The 17,905-nt window shown below is 58.0% G+C and carries 15 protein-coding genes; 10 read left to right on the forward strand and 5 right to left on the reverse strand.

Annotated features, from left to right (window positions below; genetic code table 11):
- The first annotated feature begins 6 nt into the window (after nucleotides 1-6).
- Genes hpnA through EKK30_RS09550 form a run of 7 tightly spaced genes read left to right on the forward strand, consistent with a single transcriptional unit; the run spans nucleotide 7 to nucleotide 7,853 of the window.
- Nucleotides 7-1,008: a hopanoid-associated sugar epimerase gene (hpnA, locus tag EKK30_RS09520; protein WP_290983806.1), complete on the forward strand. Its 1,002-nt coding sequence runs from the start codon at nucleotides 7-9 to the stop codon at nucleotides 1,006-1,008.
- Complete coding sequence (locus tag EKK30_RS09525) at nucleotides 1,005-2,165, forward strand: glycosyltransferase (protein ID WP_290983809.1); 1,161 nt, start codon at nucleotides 1,005-1,007, stop codon at nucleotides 2,163-2,165. Before hpnA ends, EKK30_RS09525 begins: the two co-directional genes overlap by 4 nt.
- Complete coding sequence (gene hpnC, locus EKK30_RS09530) at nucleotides 2,162-3,052, forward strand: squalene synthase HpnC (RefSeq protein WP_290983812.1); 891 nt, start codon at nucleotides 2,162-2,164, stop codon at nucleotides 3,050-3,052. Before EKK30_RS09525 ends, hpnC begins: the two co-directional genes overlap by 4 nt.
- Complete coding sequence (gene hpnD, locus EKK30_RS09535; protein ID WP_290983814.1) at nucleotides 3,042-3,884, forward strand: presqualene diphosphate synthase HpnD; 843 nt, start codon at nucleotides 3,042-3,044, stop codon at nucleotides 3,882-3,884. Before hpnC ends, hpnD begins: the two co-directional genes overlap by 11 nt.
- Nucleotides 3,885-5,132, forward strand: a complete 1,248-nt coding sequence (gene hpnE / locus EKK30_RS09540; protein ID WP_290983817.1) for a hydroxysqualene dehydroxylase HpnE — start codon at nucleotides 3,885-3,887, stop codon at nucleotides 5,130-5,132.
- Between the two features lie 35 nt (nucleotides 5,133-5,167).
- Nucleotides 5,168-7,168, forward strand: coding sequence for a squalene--hopene cyclase (shc, locus tag EKK30_RS09545; protein ID WP_290983820.1), 2,001 nt, complete (start codon nucleotides 5,168-5,170; stop codon nucleotides 7,166-7,168).
- Between the two features lies 1 nt (nucleotide 7,169).
- Nucleotides 7,170-7,853 (forward strand): phosphorylase, encoded by a 684-nt coding sequence (locus tag EKK30_RS09550; RefSeq protein ID WP_290983823.1) that lies wholly within the window; start codon nucleotides 7,170-7,172, stop codon nucleotides 7,851-7,853.
- Here EKK30_RS09550 and hpnH read toward each other — a convergent pair.
- Together hpnH and ispH are read right to left on the reverse strand one after the other, a co-directional pair.
- A complete protein-coding gene (gene hpnH, locus EKK30_RS09555) occupies nucleotides 7,797-8,945 on the reverse strand; it encodes an adenosyl-hopene transferase HpnH (RefSeq protein ID WP_290983826.1) in 1,149 nt (382 codons plus the stop codon). The two genes, EKK30_RS09550 and hpnH, sit on opposite strands and share 57 nt — an antisense overlap.
- A 46-nt stretch (nucleotides 8,946-8,991) precedes the next feature.
- A complete protein-coding gene (gene ispH / locus EKK30_RS09560; protein ID WP_290983829.1) occupies nucleotides 8,992-9,921 on the reverse strand; it encodes a 4-hydroxy-3-methylbut-2-enyl diphosphate reductase in 930 nt (309 codons plus the stop codon).
- Nucleotides 9,922-10,271: 350 nt separating this feature from the next.
- On the opposite strand from ispH, the gene EKK30_RS09565 reads away from it, so the two are divergent.
- Complete coding sequence (locus tag EKK30_RS09565; RefSeq protein WP_290983832.1) at nucleotides 10,272-12,896, forward strand: MMPL family transporter; 2,625 nt, start codon at nucleotides 10,272-10,274, stop codon at nucleotides 12,894-12,896.
- Here EKK30_RS09565 and hpnJ read toward each other — a convergent pair.
- Together hpnJ and hpnI are read right to left on the reverse strand one after the other, a co-directional pair.
- Complete coding sequence (hpnJ, locus tag EKK30_RS09570) at nucleotides 12,893-14,320, reverse strand: hopanoid biosynthesis associated radical SAM protein HpnJ (protein ID WP_290983834.1); 1,428 nt, start codon at nucleotides 14,318-14,320, stop codon at nucleotides 12,893-12,895. The genes EKK30_RS09565 and hpnJ overlap by 4 nt on opposite strands.
- Before the next feature lie 11 nt (nucleotides 14,321-14,331).
- Complete coding sequence (gene hpnI, locus EKK30_RS09575; RefSeq protein ID WP_290983837.1) at nucleotides 14,332-15,465, reverse strand: bacteriohopanetetrol glucosamine biosynthesis glycosyltransferase HpnI; 1,134 nt, start codon at nucleotides 15,463-15,465, stop codon at nucleotides 14,332-14,334.
- Nucleotides 15,466-15,597: 132 nt separating this feature from the next.
- Between hpnI and EKK30_RS09580 the strand changes: the two genes are divergently transcribed.
- Nucleotides 15,598-16,626, forward strand: a complete 1,029-nt coding sequence (locus EKK30_RS09580; protein ID WP_290983839.1) for a VacJ family lipoprotein — start codon at nucleotides 15,598-15,600, stop codon at nucleotides 16,624-16,626.
- A 150-nt stretch (nucleotides 16,627-16,776) separates the two neighbouring features.
- Here the strand turns inward: EKK30_RS09580 and EKK30_RS09585 are convergent, their stop codons facing one another.
- Nucleotides 16,777-17,415 carry an ABC transporter substrate-binding protein gene (locus EKK30_RS09585; protein ID WP_290983842.1) on the reverse strand — a complete coding sequence of 213 codons (639 nt, stop codon included), beginning with the start codon at nucleotides 17,413-17,415 and terminating at the stop codon, nucleotides 16,777-16,779.
- Nucleotides 17,416-17,654: 239 nt separating this feature from the next.
- On the opposite strand from EKK30_RS09585, the gene EKK30_RS09590 reads away from it, so the two are divergent.
- Nucleotides 17,655-17,905: 1-deoxy-D-xylulose-5-phosphate synthase N-terminal domain-containing protein (locus EKK30_RS09590; protein WP_290983845.1), on the forward strand; the 251-nt coding region annotated here is incomplete at its 3' end.

Below are 17,905 nucleotides of genomic sequence, written 5' to 3' on the forward strand. Positions count from 1 at the left end.
CAGGAGTTGGCGACTAAAGACATTGCATTCCTGACCGGTGCATCGGGATTTGTGGGATCGGCCGTTGCACGAAAACTTATCGATGCGGGCTTCGCCGTGCGTGCTCTCGTTCGAAAAAGCAGTAATCGCGCCAATCTCGCCGATATCGATCTCGACGTTGTCGAGGGCGACATTCGCGACGCTGCACTTGTTCACGAGTCGATGCGCGGATGCCGCTATGTCTTTCATGTCGCTGCAGACTATCGGCTATGGGCTCCCAATCCGCAGGAGATCATAGACACCAACACAGAGGGCACGCTTTCGATCATGCGGGCGGCGCTGGCGGCCCGGGTCGAGCGGATCGTCTATACGTCGAGCGTTGCCACGCTTCGCCTGGACAAAGACGGCCATCCGTCCGACGAAAACATGCCGCTCGCGGTTGATGATGCGATCGGGGCTTACAAGAAAAGCAAAGTTTTGGCTGAGCGTCTCGTTGAGCGGATGGTGGCCAGCGAAGGGCTGCCGGCTGTGATCGTTAACCCTTCGACCCCGATCGGTCCCAGGGACGTTCGCCCCACGCCGACCGGGCGAATTGTCGTTGAGGCCGCATCCGGCCGTATGCCCGCCTATGTAGAGACGGGGTTGAACCTGGTCCATGTCGACGATGTAGCAGACGGTCACGTTGCTGCCTTGAAGAAGGGGCGAATTGGCGAGCGATATATTCTGGGGGGACAGGATATGACACTCGGGCAAATGCTGGCCCACATCGCACGGCTTGCCGGACGGCGACCGCCAACGCTCGAGCTGCCGCGATTATTGATATATCCCATCGCCTATGGCGCCGAGGCGGCAGCTCGCATTACGGGGCGTGAGCCGTTCGCGACGGTCGATGGGCTGCGCATGGCGAAATACAAAATGTTCTTTTCATCGTCGAAGGCGGAGCGCGAGCTCGATTATCGTGCGCGGCCGGCGCCCCAAGCTCTTGCGGAAGCTTTCGATTGGTTTCGCGGAGCGGGGTATCTCTCGTGACGAGCGTTGAGATAATAGCCGGTGTTGGCCTTGCGGCTTGGATCTATCTCATCTTCTTCAACGGCTGGTTCTGGCTTTCGCGCGAGCGCGAGGAACCGGAAGCCGGGAGATACGCTGCACCCGGCGTTTGGCCACGGGTCACCGCCGTCATTCCCGCTCGCAATGAAGCGGACGTGCTTCCCAGTTCCTTAGGCTCTCTCATCGCTCAGGATTATCCGGGTGAGTTTTCAATCGTACTCGTGGACGACCAAAGCACGGATGGCACCGCCGATGTCGCCCGCTCCATTGCTGGGGGTTCGCAGCGCGTTCTAATCGTCAATGGCGCGCCGCTTCCGCGAGGGTGGACCGGGAAAGTCTGGGCGATGAATCAGGGCATTGAAGTTGCGTGCAGCTTGGACACTCCTCCTGATTTTCTTCTGCTGACGGATGCGGATATCGGTTATCGCCCGGGAGTTCTGAAGTCGCTTGTCGCGGCCTCCAGCGCAAACAGCCGTGCGATGACTTCCGTCATGGCCAAGCTCAAATGCGATAGTATCGCCGAGCGATGGCTCGTTCCTGCCTTCATATTCTTTTTCCAGATGCTTTACCCGTTCGGCCGCGTCAATCGCGTGGACGACAAAACCGCTGCGGCTGCTGGAGGTTGCATGCTGGTAGCCCGCTCAGCGCTGGAGCGAGCCGGCGGGATCGGCGGTATTCGTGGTGCTTTGATCGACGATTGCGCGCTCGGAAAATTGTTGAAAACGCAGGGCCCTATATGGCTGGGTCTGTCTGATCGCGTGACCAGTCTTCGGCCCTACGAGACCTTTGAAGACATTCGCCGCATGGTTGCGCGATCCGCATACGCCCAACTTCATTATTCGCCGGTTTTGCTGGTTGGAACGCTCCTGGCAATGGCCGTCATTTATATCGCTCCGCCCGTTCTAGCTGTATTTTCTGGCTATCCCGCGAATATGCTCGCCGCTGCAGCATGTCTTCTGATGTTCCTTGCTTATCAGCCGACGTTGCGCTTTTACAACCGTTCGCCACTTTGGGGCTTCGCGCTCCCAGTTATCGCGTTAGCCTATATGGGTTTCACGCTAGATTCGGCGTATCAGCATGTTCGAGGTCGCGGCGGTCTTTGGAAGGGGCGCGTGCAGGCCGAAGTGGGACGGCAATGACAGTCGATACCAAGTACAAGTCCGGCAAATCCGAGGGCGACGAGAATTTTCCCGTTGCTTCGCGGATCGTCGCTGTACGTCATCGCGCGCCGATCCTCGCCTTCTACCGCTTTGCTCGTGCCGCAGATGATGCAGCCGACCATCCGACGCTCGATCCTCAATCGAAGCTTTCCATTCTGGCGGCGCTCGAAGAAACGTTGCTTGGTCGTTCTGACGAAGCCAGCGACGCCATCGCGTTACGTGAGCAGTTGCGACTCAGGAATTTGTCCGCACAGCATGCGCTCGATCTGTTGAAGGCATTTCGCCAAGACGTCACTAAGCATCGGTATGAGACATGGGAAGATCTGATGGATTATTGCCGTTATTCGGCGATGCCCGTCGGTCGTTTCGTTCTCGATGTCCACGGAGAATCGACGGCAACCTGGGGCGCTTCAGACGCGCTTTGCGCGGCGCTCCAGATCATCAATCATCTGCAGGACTGCGCTAGGGATTATCAAAATCTCGACCGCGTCTACATGCCGTTGAACGATTTGTCGGCTCATGGAACGACCGCCGCGGCGCTGGGTGCCTCTCAGGCTTCGCCGGAGTTGCTCGGCTGTATTCGCGCCCTCGCGGCCAAGACAGAGGCTCTGATGCCCGACGCCAAGTTGCTGCCGTCGAGCGTCTCCGACCTGCGCCTCGCGGCGGAGACATCGGTCATTGTCGAGCTGGCTCGGCAGCTGATCAACCTTCTCAAGACACGTGATCCGCTATCGGAGCGTGTTCATTTATCAAAGATGCGGGCGTCTTGGTTCGCTGCGAAAGCGATAGGCGCCACACTTGCCGTCCGGGGTATCGCGCGTTTCGCGCTTTCGAAATCGACGGGGATGATGCCGCATGAGCGCTGAAGTCGAAACATTGACAGTCGAGGATGTTCCTGCGGCGGCCAGCAGTTCGTTCTATGCTGCGATGCGGGTGCTGCCGCGTTCTCAGCGCGATGCCATGTATCACGTCTACGCGTTCTGCCGCGCAGTGGACGATGTGGCCGACAATGGCGGCTCTCGAGAGGTTAGGCTTGCTGATCTCAATCGTTATCGCACGGACATCGAGCACCTCTATTCAACGGGCCGGGTAACGCCGCGTACGCGCGATCTCCTGCTGCCAGTACGGGATTACGGGCTGATAAAGGATGACTTCATCGCCGTGATCGATGGCATGGAGATGGACATTGTGCGTGACTTGCGCGCGCCCGAATGGAAGGTCCTGGATCTTTATTGCGACCGTGCGGCTTCGGCAGTTGGACGGCTTTCGGTTCGCATCTTCGGCATGGATGAAGAGCCCGGCATTGAGCTGTCGCATCATCTTGGACGCGCGCTGCAGCTTACAAATATTCTGCGCGATATCGACGAAGATGCGGCGATGGGACGGCTCTATCTGCCTAAAGAAGCACTCCGGGATGCCGGTATTGCCGATACTTCCATCGACGATATTCTTGTCAATCCCGCGCTCGATCGCGTGTGTCGCGGCATCGCCGACATGGCACGAAAATATTATGACCGGTCTGAAGCGATCATGGCTCATTCGCCACGCCGTGCTGTGAGATCGCCCCGCATGATGGCAACTGTCTATCGCGGTATTCTTGAAAAGTTGATCGTGCGTGGCTGGCGCGCGCCTCGCATTGATGTTCGCCGCTCGAAGCGTACGGTGCTTTGGGCTGTCTTGCGCGACGGCATCTTCTAAATGAGTGGCGGCACCGTTCACATCGTCGGGGCCGGTCTTGCCGGCCTTTCGGCGGCGGTTGCGCTCGTGGACACCGGCAACAAGGTCGTTATTCACGAGCTGGCGCGTCACGCGGGAGGCCGATGCCGATCGTATTTCGAACCCGCGCTCGGGATGACTATCGACAATGGCAATCACTTACTGTTGTCGGGCAACGCCAGCGCAATTGCATTTCTTAGCAAAATCGGCGGTCGGGACCTTATCCACGAGCCCGTGCACGCCGAATTCAACTTCTACGACTTGAAGTCGAAGAAGGACTGGATGCTGCGGCCCAACGACGGACCGCTCCCCTGGTGGATTTTCTCTGCAGGTCGTCGTGTGCCGAATACTCGTTCTTTTGACTATATCCGACTTGGTAAACTCCTGGGTGCGAGAGCGGATGAAACGGTTGGCCAGAAGATCAATACCGATACGACCGTCTACTCACATCTCATGGAGCCTGTCCTTCTTGCAGCATTGAACTGCGATCCCAAAGAGGGATCAGCTCTACTCGCGGCGGCTGTTATTCGCGAGACGCTCGGACGGGGCGGAAGAGCTTGCCGTCCGCTCTTCGCGGCGAATGGACTTGGACCCGCGCTCGTTGAGCCCGCCGTAGCCTACGTTGAGGAAAGAGCCGGCGAGGTTCGGTTCGATCATGGCGTGCGAAGTATTGCTTGGGAAGGCGAACGCGCTCGCGCCTTGCAGTTTGCGGACGAAGCTGTGGAACTTGGAAGGGGTGATAGGCTCGTATTGGCTGTTCCTGCGTGGGTCGCCAAAACGCTGCTGCCCGAGCTGCGAGCACCTTCCGAGTACCGGTCGATTTTCAACGCCCATTTTGCGTTTCCGGCACCTAAGCAGCTTCCCAAGATTACCGGCGTGATCAACGCTACGACGGAATGGCTTTTTGCCTTTGAGAACCGTCTGTCCGTTACTGTGAGTTCTGCGGATCGTTTCAACGAAGCCGAGCGAGAGCCGATGGCGCGGCGAATTTGGTCGGAAATCTCGCAGATCGCAGGCCTTGATGCGGAGATGCCACGTTGGCAGATCGTCAAAGAGCGCCGTGCGACATTTGCCGCAACTCCAGAGCAGAACGAACTCAGGCCGCGCGCTGAGACTCGGTGGAGAAACGTGTTTCTCGCCGGAGATTGGACGGCGACTGGCCTTCCAGCGACAATCGAAGGCGCGATACGGTCCGGCGAAACGGCCGCCAAACTGGCGATGGCCGCTTAACTCTGGTAGGACGCTCCGATCTTTGGAGATGGGATATGAATTACGAATCCGCTTCGCAATCTGCTCGATTGGCATCTGAAGCTGTAACTCGCGACATCTCGCTGGCGGAGGTCGAACGCGCTATCGGGTCGGCGAAAGACGCGCTTCTCGCGATTCAACGTGACGACGGCCACTTTGTCTTCGAACTCGAAGCGGATGCCACGATCCCGGCTGAATACATCCTGATGCGTCATTACCTCGCTGAACCTGTCGACCAAGTGCTCGAGGGCAAGATCGCGAACTATCTTCGGCGCATTCAATCCGATGATGGCGGATGGCCGCTGTTTCACGACGGCGCTTCCAATATCAGCGCCAGCGTCAAAGCCTACTTTGCGCTCAAGATGACGGGCGTCGGCGTTGATGAGCCGTATATGAAGAAGGCGCGGGGTTGGATTCTGTCGCAGGGTGGCGCGTCGCACAGTAATGTTTTCACCCGCAATCTCTTGGCTCTTTTCGGTGCGATCCCATGGCGGGGCGTACCGGTGATGCCGGTTGAGATCATGGTGTTGCCGCGCTGGTTTCCATTTCACCTGGACAAGATTTCGTACTGGGCGCGAACGGTCGTTGTGCCTCTGACGGTCTTAAACGCGCTCAAACCGCTAGCGCGCAATCCGAAGGGTGTCGGCATTCCCGAACTCTTCACGATTCCGCCGGATCAGGTGAAGGTCTGGCCGAAGGGGCCGCACCAGAAATCACCTTGGGCAGAGATTTTCGGGATCATCGATCGCGTCCTGCAGACAACCCAACCCTACTTCCCCAAATCATTGCGCAAGAAGTCCATCGATAAAGCTGTCGCCTTTGTCGATGAGCGTCTCAACGGAGAAGATGGCCTCGGCGCAATTTTTCCGGCCATGGTCAATGCGCTGCTGGTTTACGACGCACTCGGCTATCCCACAGATCATCCGAACTACAAGACTGCGCGCGGCTCGATTGAAAAACTGGTGACCATCAAAGAGGACGAGGCCTACTGTCAGCCGTGCCTATCGCCAGTTTGGGACACTGCCCTCACCGCACATGCACTAATGGAAGTTGGGGGAGAGCAGGCTGAGCGCTCTTCGGACCGTGCGCTTGAGTGGCTGAAGCCTCTGCAAGTTCTCGACACGATCGGCGACTGGGCCGCTACTCGTCCGAATGTTCGCCCTGGCGGCTGGGCGTTCCAGTACGCAAATCCTCATTATCCGGATACCGATGATACCGCGGTCGTGGTCATGGCCATGGACCGGGCTCTCGGCCGCAATGCGCAACACGACACAACCACCCGTGAAGCAATTGCGCGCGGGCGTGAGTGGGTTGTGGGCATGCAAAGCAAGAATGGCGGCTGGGGCGCGTTCGACGCCGACAATACCTACGAGTATCTCAATCAGATTCCATTTTCCGATCACGGTGCCTTACTGGATCCGCCAACCGCCGATGTTTCGGCACGTTGCGTTTCGATGCTTGCTCAACTCGGAGAGCGACGCGGTCAATGCTTCGAACTCGATAAAGCGATCGACTATCTCGAACGTACGCAGGAGAAAGACGGCAGCTGGTATGGCCGCTGGGGGATGAATTACATCTACGGTACGTGGTCGGTGCTCTGTGCCCTGAATGCGGCCGGTGTAGATCCTTCGTCGAGCGTCGTTCGGAAGGCAGTCAAGTGGCTTCTCTCTATCCAGAACTCAGACGGTGGATGGGGCGAAGATGGGGAAAGCTATAAGCTCGACTACAAAGGCTATGAGCCAGCGCCGAGCACGGCTTCGCAAACCGCATGGGCGCTGATGGGGCTTATGGCTGCCGGTGAAATAGACAACCCGGCTGTAAAAAAGGGTGTCTCCTATCTGGCTGCGACGCAAGCTGGAGACGGCTTCTGGAACGAAAAGCGCTTCACGGCGACCGGTTTTCCGCGGGTGTTCTATCTGCGCTACCACGGTTACTCGAAGTTCTTTCCGATGTGGGCGCTCGCGCGATATCGCAATCTGAAGGTCTCCAACACCAAAGCTGTGCTGGTTGGGATGTAAGGTGGTTCACAGTGTCGTCATCGCGGCGACGGGCCTAAAAGCCGAGGCGCGAATTGCCGAACGATCCAGCAATGTAAAAGCCATTGTCTCCGGCGGGCGAGAGTACCGTTTGCAGGCACTTCTACATGAAGCCATCGGCGCTGGTGCCCGAGGCGTGATCAGCTTCGGAATTGCCGGCGGGCTGAGACCCGGGCTGAAACCAGGCACGATCATCATCGGCACATCTGTTCTTCACAGCAGCGGACGAACTTATTCGGCGGATGCGCGATGGAGTGACCGGCTTTTTGAAGCCCTTCCAAACGCTGAAAGTGGTCCGATCGCCGGTTCCGGTTCGATCATCGCAAGTCGCGACGAGAAGCACGCAATTTATCTCGCGTCGGGTGCGTTCGCTGCAGACATGGAAAGCCACGTCGTGGCTCAAATAGCTACGGATCAGAGCGTTCCATTTGCGGTACTTCGTGTGATAGCGGACCCGGCGACATTGAGTTTGCCGCCTGCCGCCGTCGAAGGGCTCAATCCGGATGGCACGCCGAATATTCCGGCGGTTCTGAGGTCACTGGCGGCCCAGCCGAGCCAGCTATGGGATATCATCCGCATTGCCGGCGCGACCCGTCGTGCGATGAATGGTTTACTCCGCTGCCACCGGCTTTTGGGCCCGGGCCTCGGCTGCGCTGATCTCGGCTAGCTTATTCTCGACATGTCGCGAGAAAACGAATTCCGCCGGACGTTGCTTGTCCAGCGCGATCTCGGGCGCCATGGGGCCGTCTGTCTTGACGCCGCGAAGGGCAACGGCCGCGATCTTCCAGGGCTTCTTCACCGCGTCCATGACGGCAGTTGCCTCAAAGCCGGAGTGGACCATGCAGTCGGCGCACTTTTCGTAGTTGCCGGTCCCGTACTTGTCCCAATCCGTGCCTTCCATAAGCTCCTTGAAGGTCTTGGCATAGCCTTCACCGAGCAGGTAGCAAGGACGCTGCCAACCGAACACCGTGCGCGTCGGGTTACCCCAGGGCGTGCAATTGTAGGTCTGATTGCCGGCGAGAAAATCCAGGAACAAGGCCGACTGGAAGAACGGCCAGGCGCGACCGCCCTTGCCCAGCTTGAAGATGTCGCGAAACAGCTGCTTTGTCTTCGTACGGTTGAGGAAGTGCTGTTGATCGGGGGCACGCTCGTAAGCATAGCCAGGTGAAATGGTAACGCCGCCGATGCCTAGTTTCTTCATCTCATCGAGGAAGTTTGCGACTTGCTCCGCCTTCGCGTCGCTGAAGAGCGTGGTATTGATGTTGACGCGAAACCCTTTTGCCTTTGCGATTTTGATCGCTTCGATGGCGCGATCGTAGACGCCTTTCTGGCAGACGGATCTGTCGTGCATCTCCTTGTCGCCGTCGAGATGGATCGACCAATTGAAATTCTTGTGCGGCTTGTAGAGATGGATCTTCTTTTCAAGCAGCAGCGCGTTCGTGCACACCGTCACGAACTTACCTTTGGCGAGTGCGCCTTCGACGATCTCAGGCAGTTCCTTGTGCAGCAGCGGCTCGCCGCCAGCGAGCACAACAACTGGCGCTCCGCATTCGTCCATCGAATGGAGTGCGTCAGCGACCGAGATGCGCTGATTCAGAATCTTGTCGGGATAATCGATCTTGCCGCACCCCGCGCACGCGAGATTGCAGCGAAAGAGCGGCTCGAGCATCAGCACGAGCGGATAGCGCTTGTTCCCCCTGAGGTGCTGTCCGATGACGTAAGCACCCACAGACAAAGCTTGGTTTAGCGGAATTCCCACCCCACAGGGCTCCTTCTAGCGAAGCTCAAAGCAGCACGATTCCCCATCATGATGCTTCAAGCAATTCAGGTGGCAGGCGGAACGTTATCTTTTCTTCGACGCCGTCGAGCGTCTCGATTTCGATTGGTCCCGCACTTCCTATCGTAGCTATCACGTCATCGACAAGAACGTCGGGCGCCGAAGCGCCTGCCGTTATGCCGACAGTCTTTACCCCGGCTAGCCACGACAGGTCGACTTCGCTGCCGTCGGCGACGAGATAACTTGGAATCCCACACTCCGACCCGATTTCCCTCAGGCGGTTCGAGTTCGAACTGTTGGCCGATCCGACCACCAGTAGACGCTCCACATGCCGGCATAGGTCGCGGACGGCCGTCTGCCGATTCTGAGTCGCGTAGCAGATGTCACGCGTTTCCGGCCCAATTACGTCAGTGAACCGATTTTTGACAGCCTCGATTGTCGAGCGGGTATCATCAACGCTCAAGGTCGTTTGGGTGATGTATGCGACCGGGGTATCGATGGCAATTGGGAGGTTGGCGACATCCTCGCGGTTTTCGACAAGGTAAACCGGACCGGAAATTCTGCCGAGAGTGCCTTCGATTTCGACGTGTCCGGCATGACCAATGAGAATGATGGTGCGGCCGAGCGAAGAGTAGCGTTGGCCTTGCTTGTGAACTTTCGATACCAGCGGACACGTCGCGTCGACCACGTGCAAACGGCGACGCCGTGCATCGTCCTCGACCGCATGGGAGACGCCGTGCGCGCTGAAAATAGTGGTCGATCCGTTCGGAACCTCGCTCAAGTCTTCAACAAAATGAGCGCCCTTGGCCTTCAAATCATCGACTACGCGGCGGTTATGGACAATCTCGTGACGGACGTAGACAGGACCGTTCCGATTCTCGAGCGCGCGCTCGACGACGTCGATCGCACGCACGACGCCCGCGCAAAAACCCCGGGGTTGCGCCAGAATGATCTTCATGCAGAAACCCCCGTTTTCTGCCGATGCAATCGACTTACGAAGTCCGGCAGTGATGGGCACATGTTACGGCAGCCACCAAGCCCGCAACCTGTTACGCAGCCAAGTTCCAGTTTACGCGTGAACTCTGTTCCAGACAGCAAAGCCAGCGTCGCGCCATACATCCTGACTGTATGACGTGTCTCAAAAGCAACACAACTACCGTGCTTGTCCGTCGGGCGCTCGACATTGCGTCCGCCCGCAGCGGAGTTGGTTAAGAGGATCGATCCTTTGAGCAGCAATCATGAGACGTGCTGAATGACTAATCGCGTTCCAACTTATCGGCCGGGCACGAAAGCGAGGGCGGCTAAAGCATGATCGAGCGCCTTGTCGCCGGAACTGTCGCACTGGCGGTGCGGCTGTCATGGCTTACGATTCTGCTCGGTCTCATCGTGACGGCGGGTGCGGTCTACTATGTTGCCAATCACTTCGCGATAACGACCGATACGAGTGAGCTGATCTCGCCCGAACTCGACTGGCGCAAGAGAGAACGCCAGTTCGATGCCGCCTTTTCCCAGCACACCGATACGATCGATATTGTTGTCGACGGCAAGACGCCGGAGCTGACGGAAAGCGCCGCAGCTAGGCTCGCGGCTGCGCTCAGCCAATCCAAGCCTCACCCCTTGCAGATCGTGCGGAGACGCGATGGGGGGCCGTTCTTCGAGCAGAACGGTCTGCTCTATCTCTCGGTGCCGGAAGTCAAAGACATCACCGCTGGCCTTATCAAGGCTCAGCCCGTTCTTGGCACGCTCTCTGCCGATCCAACGCTGAACGGATTGGCCAAGGCGCTTTCGCTGGTTCCCTTGGGTATCAAGGAAGAGCGCGCGAAATGGATCGAATTTGAAAAGCCGGTGGGTGTGCTCGGCACGGCGATCGATGATCTACTAGCCGGCAAAAACACGACCTTTTCTTGGGGCGAACTTCTGACCGGCGGGCGACCGAGCCCGTCCGAACTGCGTCGCTTCCTAGAAGTGAAGCCCGTGCTCAATTACTCCGACCTAGAGCCCGGGGCCGACGCTACGGATCTCATTCGGGAGACGGCTAAGCGGCTTGGCTTGACGCCGGAAAACGGGGTTCGCGTTCGTCTCACCGGGTCGGTCCCAATGGCGGACGAGGAGTTCGGTACGGTGGCGGAAGGCGCCGCGCTCAATACGTCTTTGACCCTCGCTGCGGTCCTCGTCATTCTTTGGCTGGCGTTGAGGTCAGGAAAAATCATCTTCGCGGTCCTCGTCGGTCTGGGCTGCGGTCTCGCAGTCACTGCGGCGCTGGGATTATACCTTGTTGGCGCACTCAACCTCATTTCCGTGGCGTTTGCCGTGCTGTTCGTGGGCATAGGCGTCGATTTCGGCATCCAATATTCGGTCCGCTATCGGCATGAGCGGTTTATCCGGAACGATCTCAAAGGATCACTTGTTGGCGCCGGCCGGAACGCGGGCAAACCTTTAGCACTCGCTGCAGCTGCCACGACTGCCGGCTTCTATTCCTTTCTGCCCACCGATTATATCGGGGTTTCGGAACTTGGGCTGATCGCCGGATCGGGGATGATCGTCGCCTTCGTTCTCAGTATTACTCTGCTGCCCGCATTGCTGGAGGTGCTGAATCCGCCCGGCGAGCTTCACGACGTCGGCTATCGATTTCTGCAGCCTGTCGACCGTTTCATGGCTCGGCACCGATATGTCATACTGGTGTTGACGGCGGTGGGCGTCGCCGCGGGGTTACCGCTGCTTTCACGGCTCGAATTCGATTTCAATCCGATCAACTTGCGCAGCGCCAAGGTCGAGTCCGTGTCGACCTTCAATGATCTCATGCGCGACCCCAACACGGCGCCAAACACCATTCAGATTCTCGCGGCCAACTTAGGCGACGCTAAAGGACTAGCTGAAAAGCTCGATAAGCTGCCGGAAGTCGACCGGGTCATTACCTTGGCGAGTTTTGTGCCCGATCATCAGGATGAAAAACTCGCCCTCATCCGCGACTGCTATGATCTTATCGGGCCGACGATTGAGCCTGATGAGCCGTCGCCCACGCCGTCGGACGCTGACACCCGCGAAACGCTGCTCGCTACGGCTGGCGATTTCGAAAGTGTCAGCAAGCTGCCCGGTGCGTCGCCAGTTGCTGCGCATATGGCGAGCACGCTGCGGAAGCTCGCGGACGCCACTCCCGAAATAAGGGCCCAGATCGGCGCGAAACTACTTGATGGAATGAAGCTTAGACTGGCGCAGATCCGTTCAGCGCTAAAAGCCCAGCCAATCACGCTTGCTAATCTCCCGCCGGAGATCGTCTCCGATTGGATGACAGCAGATGGGCGTGCTCGCATCGAAGTTGGTCCTAGAGGCAACGGTAACGACAACGAGAATTTGCGCCGCTTCGCGGCCGCGGTTCAGGCCGTTGATCCACAGGCGACGGGGGTTCCGATCCTCATCCAGGAATCCGCAAAAACAGTCGTGCGAGCATTCATTCAAGCGGGTGTGCTGGCACTCGCTTCGATCGCAATTATTCTTTTTATCGTGTTGCGCCGCGTAACCGATGTCCTGCTGACGTTGGTGCCACTCCTCCTTGCGGGCGTGGTGACGCTGGAGCTTTGCGTGCTGCTGAAGCTGCCGCTTAATTTCGCGAATATCATCGCGCTACCGGTTTTGCTGGGTGTAGGGGTGGCGTTCAAGATCTACTACGTGCTTGCGTGGCGCGAGGGCGAGACGAGCCTGTTGGCTTCGCCGCTGACGCGTGCCGTCATGTTCAGCGCCATGACCACCGCCGTTGCCTTCGGCAGCCTGTTCTTCTCAAGCCATCCAGGAACGTCGAGCATGGGTGAGCTGCTTGCTTTATCGCTCGTGACGACTCTCGCGGCCGCCGTTCTGTTTCAACCCATATTAATGGGCCCGCCACGACAGGTAGCGAGCCCTCAAAATGCCGATGGTTCGAGCGGCGCCGAGACTTAAGCGGCGGCGCTGCGTCTTTCGCGGAGGAACTGGAAGAATTCCACACCCTCTCGCAAACGACGCTTCATCATGTCGGGCTGCGTTACCATCTCGCCAACGATGGCGGCAATCTTCGGCACGCGGAAGTAGAACTTGCGATAGAAGTCTTCTACGGAAGAGAAGATTTCGGTGTGCGATAGGCCAGGATAATGCAGCGGCGCAATCTGGATGCCGTTTGCGTTGATCAGCTCGGCATTGTCGACGTCGAGCCAACCGTTCTCCGAAGCCTGCTTATAGAGGAACGTGCCCGGATAGGGTGCCGCTAGGGAAACCTGGATCGTGTGAGGATTGATCCTTGTCGCGAACTTGATGGTTTCCTGGATTGTCTCCTTCGACTCGCCAGGAAGGCCGAGGATAAAGGTGCCGTGGATTTTGATCCCGAGTTCGTGGCAGTCCTTGGTGAACCTTTCGGCGACTTCGACGCGCATTCCCTTTTTGATGTTGTGCAGAATTTGCTGATTGCCGCTTTCGTAGCCCACGAGCAGGAGGCGAAGGCCGTTGTCCTTCAGAACTTTCAATGTTTCGCGCGGCACGTTCGCCTTGGCATTGCAGGACCAGGTGACGCCGAGCTTGCCGAGTTCCTTCGCGATCGCCTCCGCGCGCGGCAAGTCGTCGGTGAAGGTATCGTCGTCGAACATCAGCTCCTTCATTTGTGGGAACGCTTTGAGGATATAGCGGACCTCATCGATGACGTGGCCCACGGAGCGGGTGCGATAGCGATGACCGCCAACCGTCTGCGGCCATAGACAGAACGTGCAACGGCTCTTGCAGCCGCGACCCGTATAGAAGGAAATGTACGGGTGCTTCAGATAGCCGATGAAGTAATTCTCCATCACGAGGTCACGCTTGTAGACCGGAGTGACGAAAGGAAGAGTGTCCATATCGTGCATGACCGCGCGGTCTTCGTTGTGCACGATGACGCCTTGGTCGTTACGATAAGATAGTCCTTTAATGTCGCTCCAGGACACGCCGTCGGCGACATCCTTGATCGTGAAGTCGAACTCGTTGCGGGCAACGAAGTCCACGATCGGCGCGTCTCTCAAGCTCTCATCGGACTGCACCGCGACCTTGGCACCGATCAGACCGACTTTCAGATTCGGGTTCGTGGCCTTCATCGCTTCGATGACCTTGACGTCTGAATCGAAGGACGGGGTGGACGTGTGCAGGACTGCAAGGTCGTAATCGCGGACCTGACCCAGAACTTCCTGCAGGCTCGTTCGATGCGGTGGCGCATCGATCAGCTTCGAGTTCTCAACCAGTGCGGCAGGCTGCGCCAACCAAGTGGGATACCAAAAAGATTGGATTTCACGCCGGGCTTGATATCGCGATCCAGCCCCGCCATCGAAGCCATCGAAGGAAGGAGCCTGCAAAAAGAGCGTGCGCATGTTGGCGCCTTTCATATCGGCGTAACGGTTCCATCGGGGCCGACACTATAGTGCCGGCCTCTCCAGCTGACGGTTCCGGGCATGAAGCTCGCAATGAAAATCGCGAAGCTCAATAAATCCCTCAGTGGGCTGAGCCAAATCGTGCTCTTGCCCCCGCCCGACAACTTTTCAACTTGTATCGGAATGAAAAGGCGGCAGGCAAGCGTCACTATCAGGATCATCCACGCTATGGCGCTGAAGCCACTTAATGGGAGGGCAGCGAGTGCAAATGGCAGTGGATGAGTTGCGATTGATCCCAGATATCCGCCGGGGTCGACCAAGCGAATCGTTTTTGCCCAACGCAGTTCGTGCGCCCAAAGCTCGCCAAAAGAGCCTTCTGAAAACGTGTGGCCGATTGTGAAAGGCGCGATTTCGACGCGAAGACCTTTCCGGCGTACGGCCTCGCCCATGGCGTAGTCATCAGCCAGAGTATTAGCGTAGGCTCCAAATCCGCCGATCGCCTCGAGCGTTTTTCGTCGCAATGCAATCGTGGACCCAAAGCAGGGTTGCGCGAGGCCGAGCCAAGTGCCGACAAGCACGTTTGGCAGGAAGTGATGGTCGACGGCTGCAGCGGCCATCCGCGACCAAAAGCCTGAAAGTGCGCACCCGCGATAGAGGCACGTTATGAGGGCGGTGCCTTCCTTCTGTAGAAGCGCGACGACCCGCGCAACATAGTCTGCGGACACGCGCATATCGCTGTCGCTGAGAATGAGAATGTCGTGCTTGGCAGCCGGAAACATGCTGATCACGTTGGCGATTTTCGGGTTTCCACCTGTTGGCCGGCGGCCTGTTACCAGCTCGAGATCGGCGGCGGGATATTGCTTCTGGAGAGCGCCGACGATGCGGATTGCCGGATCAGAAGGATCTTGCACCCCAAAGACCACCTGCATTTTCCCGCCATAATCTTGCGTGCAAAACGTCCACAGGCTCGTGGCCAATCCGGGCTCGGCGCCGTAAAGCGGCTTCAGCAGTGTGACACCCTCTGCCGCAGCCGAAACAGGCTTGGGTTGACGGGCAAATCGTGTCACCAAGAGGGATGCAAGGACCGCGTAGGCCGACCCGAATATGGCGAAGAGGGTGCATACAAGCCACAGACAGGACGTCATTCTGACGTTACTTTCTGGTTTGAGTTGGGGGCAGGTCTGCCGGCGTTTTGGTCAGGCTAGCGTTTGGAACGCGACTGCGATAGATGAGAGATTGCTTCGGCTGGTGGGGCCAAGCAGGGGGAATATCGGGACGTGAAAGTCAGCGCCATCCTAAATTGGGTCGGCTGCGCCTTCGTGGGTTTGAGCCTCTCGGCCTGCGCCAGCGCGTCTCCGCCTGCGCTCTCGCCACAGCATTTGGCCGCCAAAGAAGATGATGCGGGGCCTAAGCCCGTTGCGGATCCCAACGAGGCATTCAACCGTAAGGTTTTTGAGAACAACCAGCAGTTCAACCACGATATTCTTTACCCAGCTGCACAGAGCTACAACAGCACTGTTCCCGAAGGCGTGCGCGATCGCATCGATGCGTTCACGACCAACCTTGCCGAACCGATGACTTTCGCGAACAACATCCTACAGCTTCGCTTCGAAGCCGCCGCGACGACGTTCGGCCGGTTCGCAATGAACTCCACGGTCGGCATAGGCGGGCTGTTCGACGTTGCAGCGACGCAAGGCATGGCGCATCAGTCAGGGGATTTTGGCCAGACGATGTACGTTTGGGGATACCGCGACAGCGCGTATGTCGTTCTGCCGGTGCTTGGGCCGACCACAGTGCGCGACGCGATTGGCACAGGCGTCGAATTCGGAGCGACCATCCCAGCCGCTGCACTGATTCCATCGCGGTATGCGGCGTTGGCAAGCCACGTCGATCTTGCAGGCACGATCACGAGCCCGCTCTCAAACCTCAGCAAGGCTGAGGACATGAAGACGCTGGAAGAAAGCTCGATCGATTTCTATTCAATGCTTCGAAGCGTAAGTCAGCAGAAGCGCCAAGCCGAGCTTCAAGAAGCGCTGGACACGAGTGCACTGACGGGAACGCCAAAGCCGCGGGATCCAAACGCGATCGAGCCGGTGACGGAGCTGGTTTCATCGCCGACGATGCTTGAGAAGCGCAACATCACGGATGTTCCGAAGCTTACGAATCCTGTCGATCGTACGGCCTTCGTCGTAATCGGCTCACCAAAGCCCGCGGATATGCAGAGATCGCCTGCGGAAGAAGATACGTCACCAGCGGAAGAGCAAGCTTCCCCGGCCCAAGAGCAGAAATCCCCGGCTGAGGAATAGTCGGGGTTGGCTTTCGAGCTAAGACCTCCGGGCATGCTCAACAGCAGCGCACGCAGGCCGCTTTCATTGTGTCTGGCTAGACGTAGCCGTCTCATAAAAAAAACGCGGGACGAATGAGTCCCGCGTTTCGTTGTTGATCGGCTGAAAGCTTCAGCTGCCCGAAAGTAACTTGTCGCCCTGTTTCTTCAACGAAGCGATGAGAGCATCGGGTCCGCCCGATTGGAGGATGGTGGAGAATTCCGCGCGCCGGCTTGCCAGTTCGCTGATGGTGCCATCGAGATAAACATCGACGATCTTCCATTCTGGTCCTGACTTGCGCATCAGGTAGTTGATGGCGATGGGTTTACCGTTGCTCTGAATAATCTGGGTTTTGACCATCTTGTCGGCCGTTCCGCGGTTGGAAATCTCGACAATCTGAAAGCTTTCCCCAGAAAACCCGTCGAATCGCTTGGCGTATGTCGCGATCATCATGCGTCGGAACGAGTCGGTGATCTGCGCTTGCTGGTCGGGCTGCAGGGAGCCCCACGTTTGACCGACAGCAAGCCTCGCCATCAAAGGCGTATCATAGGTTTTGCTGAGGACCGGCGTTAGCGCTTGGTACCGTCCTGCAACGCCGAGCGCCTGTGCCTGTTTCATAGTACTGAGCAGTGTCGCGTTAAGCCCGCTGATCGTCGTTTCCGGTGAATCCGCGGCTTGCGCGTAGGCCGCCACTGGCGGCAAAGTCATCGACGCGAGTAAAAGCGCAGCGATCGAGCCGCCGAACGCGTGAAATTTCTTCCTCGGGACCATTGCCCCTCCTGCCTTGTTCGAAAATGTCTGATGCCCCCGCCGTTGTCAGCGTTACGGCCAAAAGGTGGTAGGCACGCACGATGGCGGTATTTAGCCAACCTGCATTCGCATTTGTGATGCCAGGATGCAACATATCCCCGCAGAGTCCGGCTGGCGGCGGATGTTCCATTTTTTGAGCCCTTTCATAGGTTCATAGTCTGGGGGCCGAGGAGGACTCGGGCAGTTGGGGGAGTCGGTCAATGGATGCAATCGTAGCTCGGCAATCCAAAACTCCGCTTTTGGATCAAGTCGATACTCCGGATGACCTGAAACAGCTTTCAGAGAGTGAGCTGCCTCAGCTGGCGGCTGAGCTTCGTACGGAGCTAATCGACGCGGTATCACAAACGGGCGGCCACCTTGGTGCCGGGCTGGGTGTGGTCGAGCTCACAGTCGCTCTGCATTATCTCTTCGACACTCCCCGTGATCGGCTGATCTGGGATGTCAGCCATCA

It is taken from the genome of Hyphomicrobium sp., from assembly GCF_003987855.1.
GTDB lineage: Bacteria > Pseudomonadota > Alphaproteobacteria > Rhizobiales > Hyphomicrobiaceae > Hyphomicrobium_B.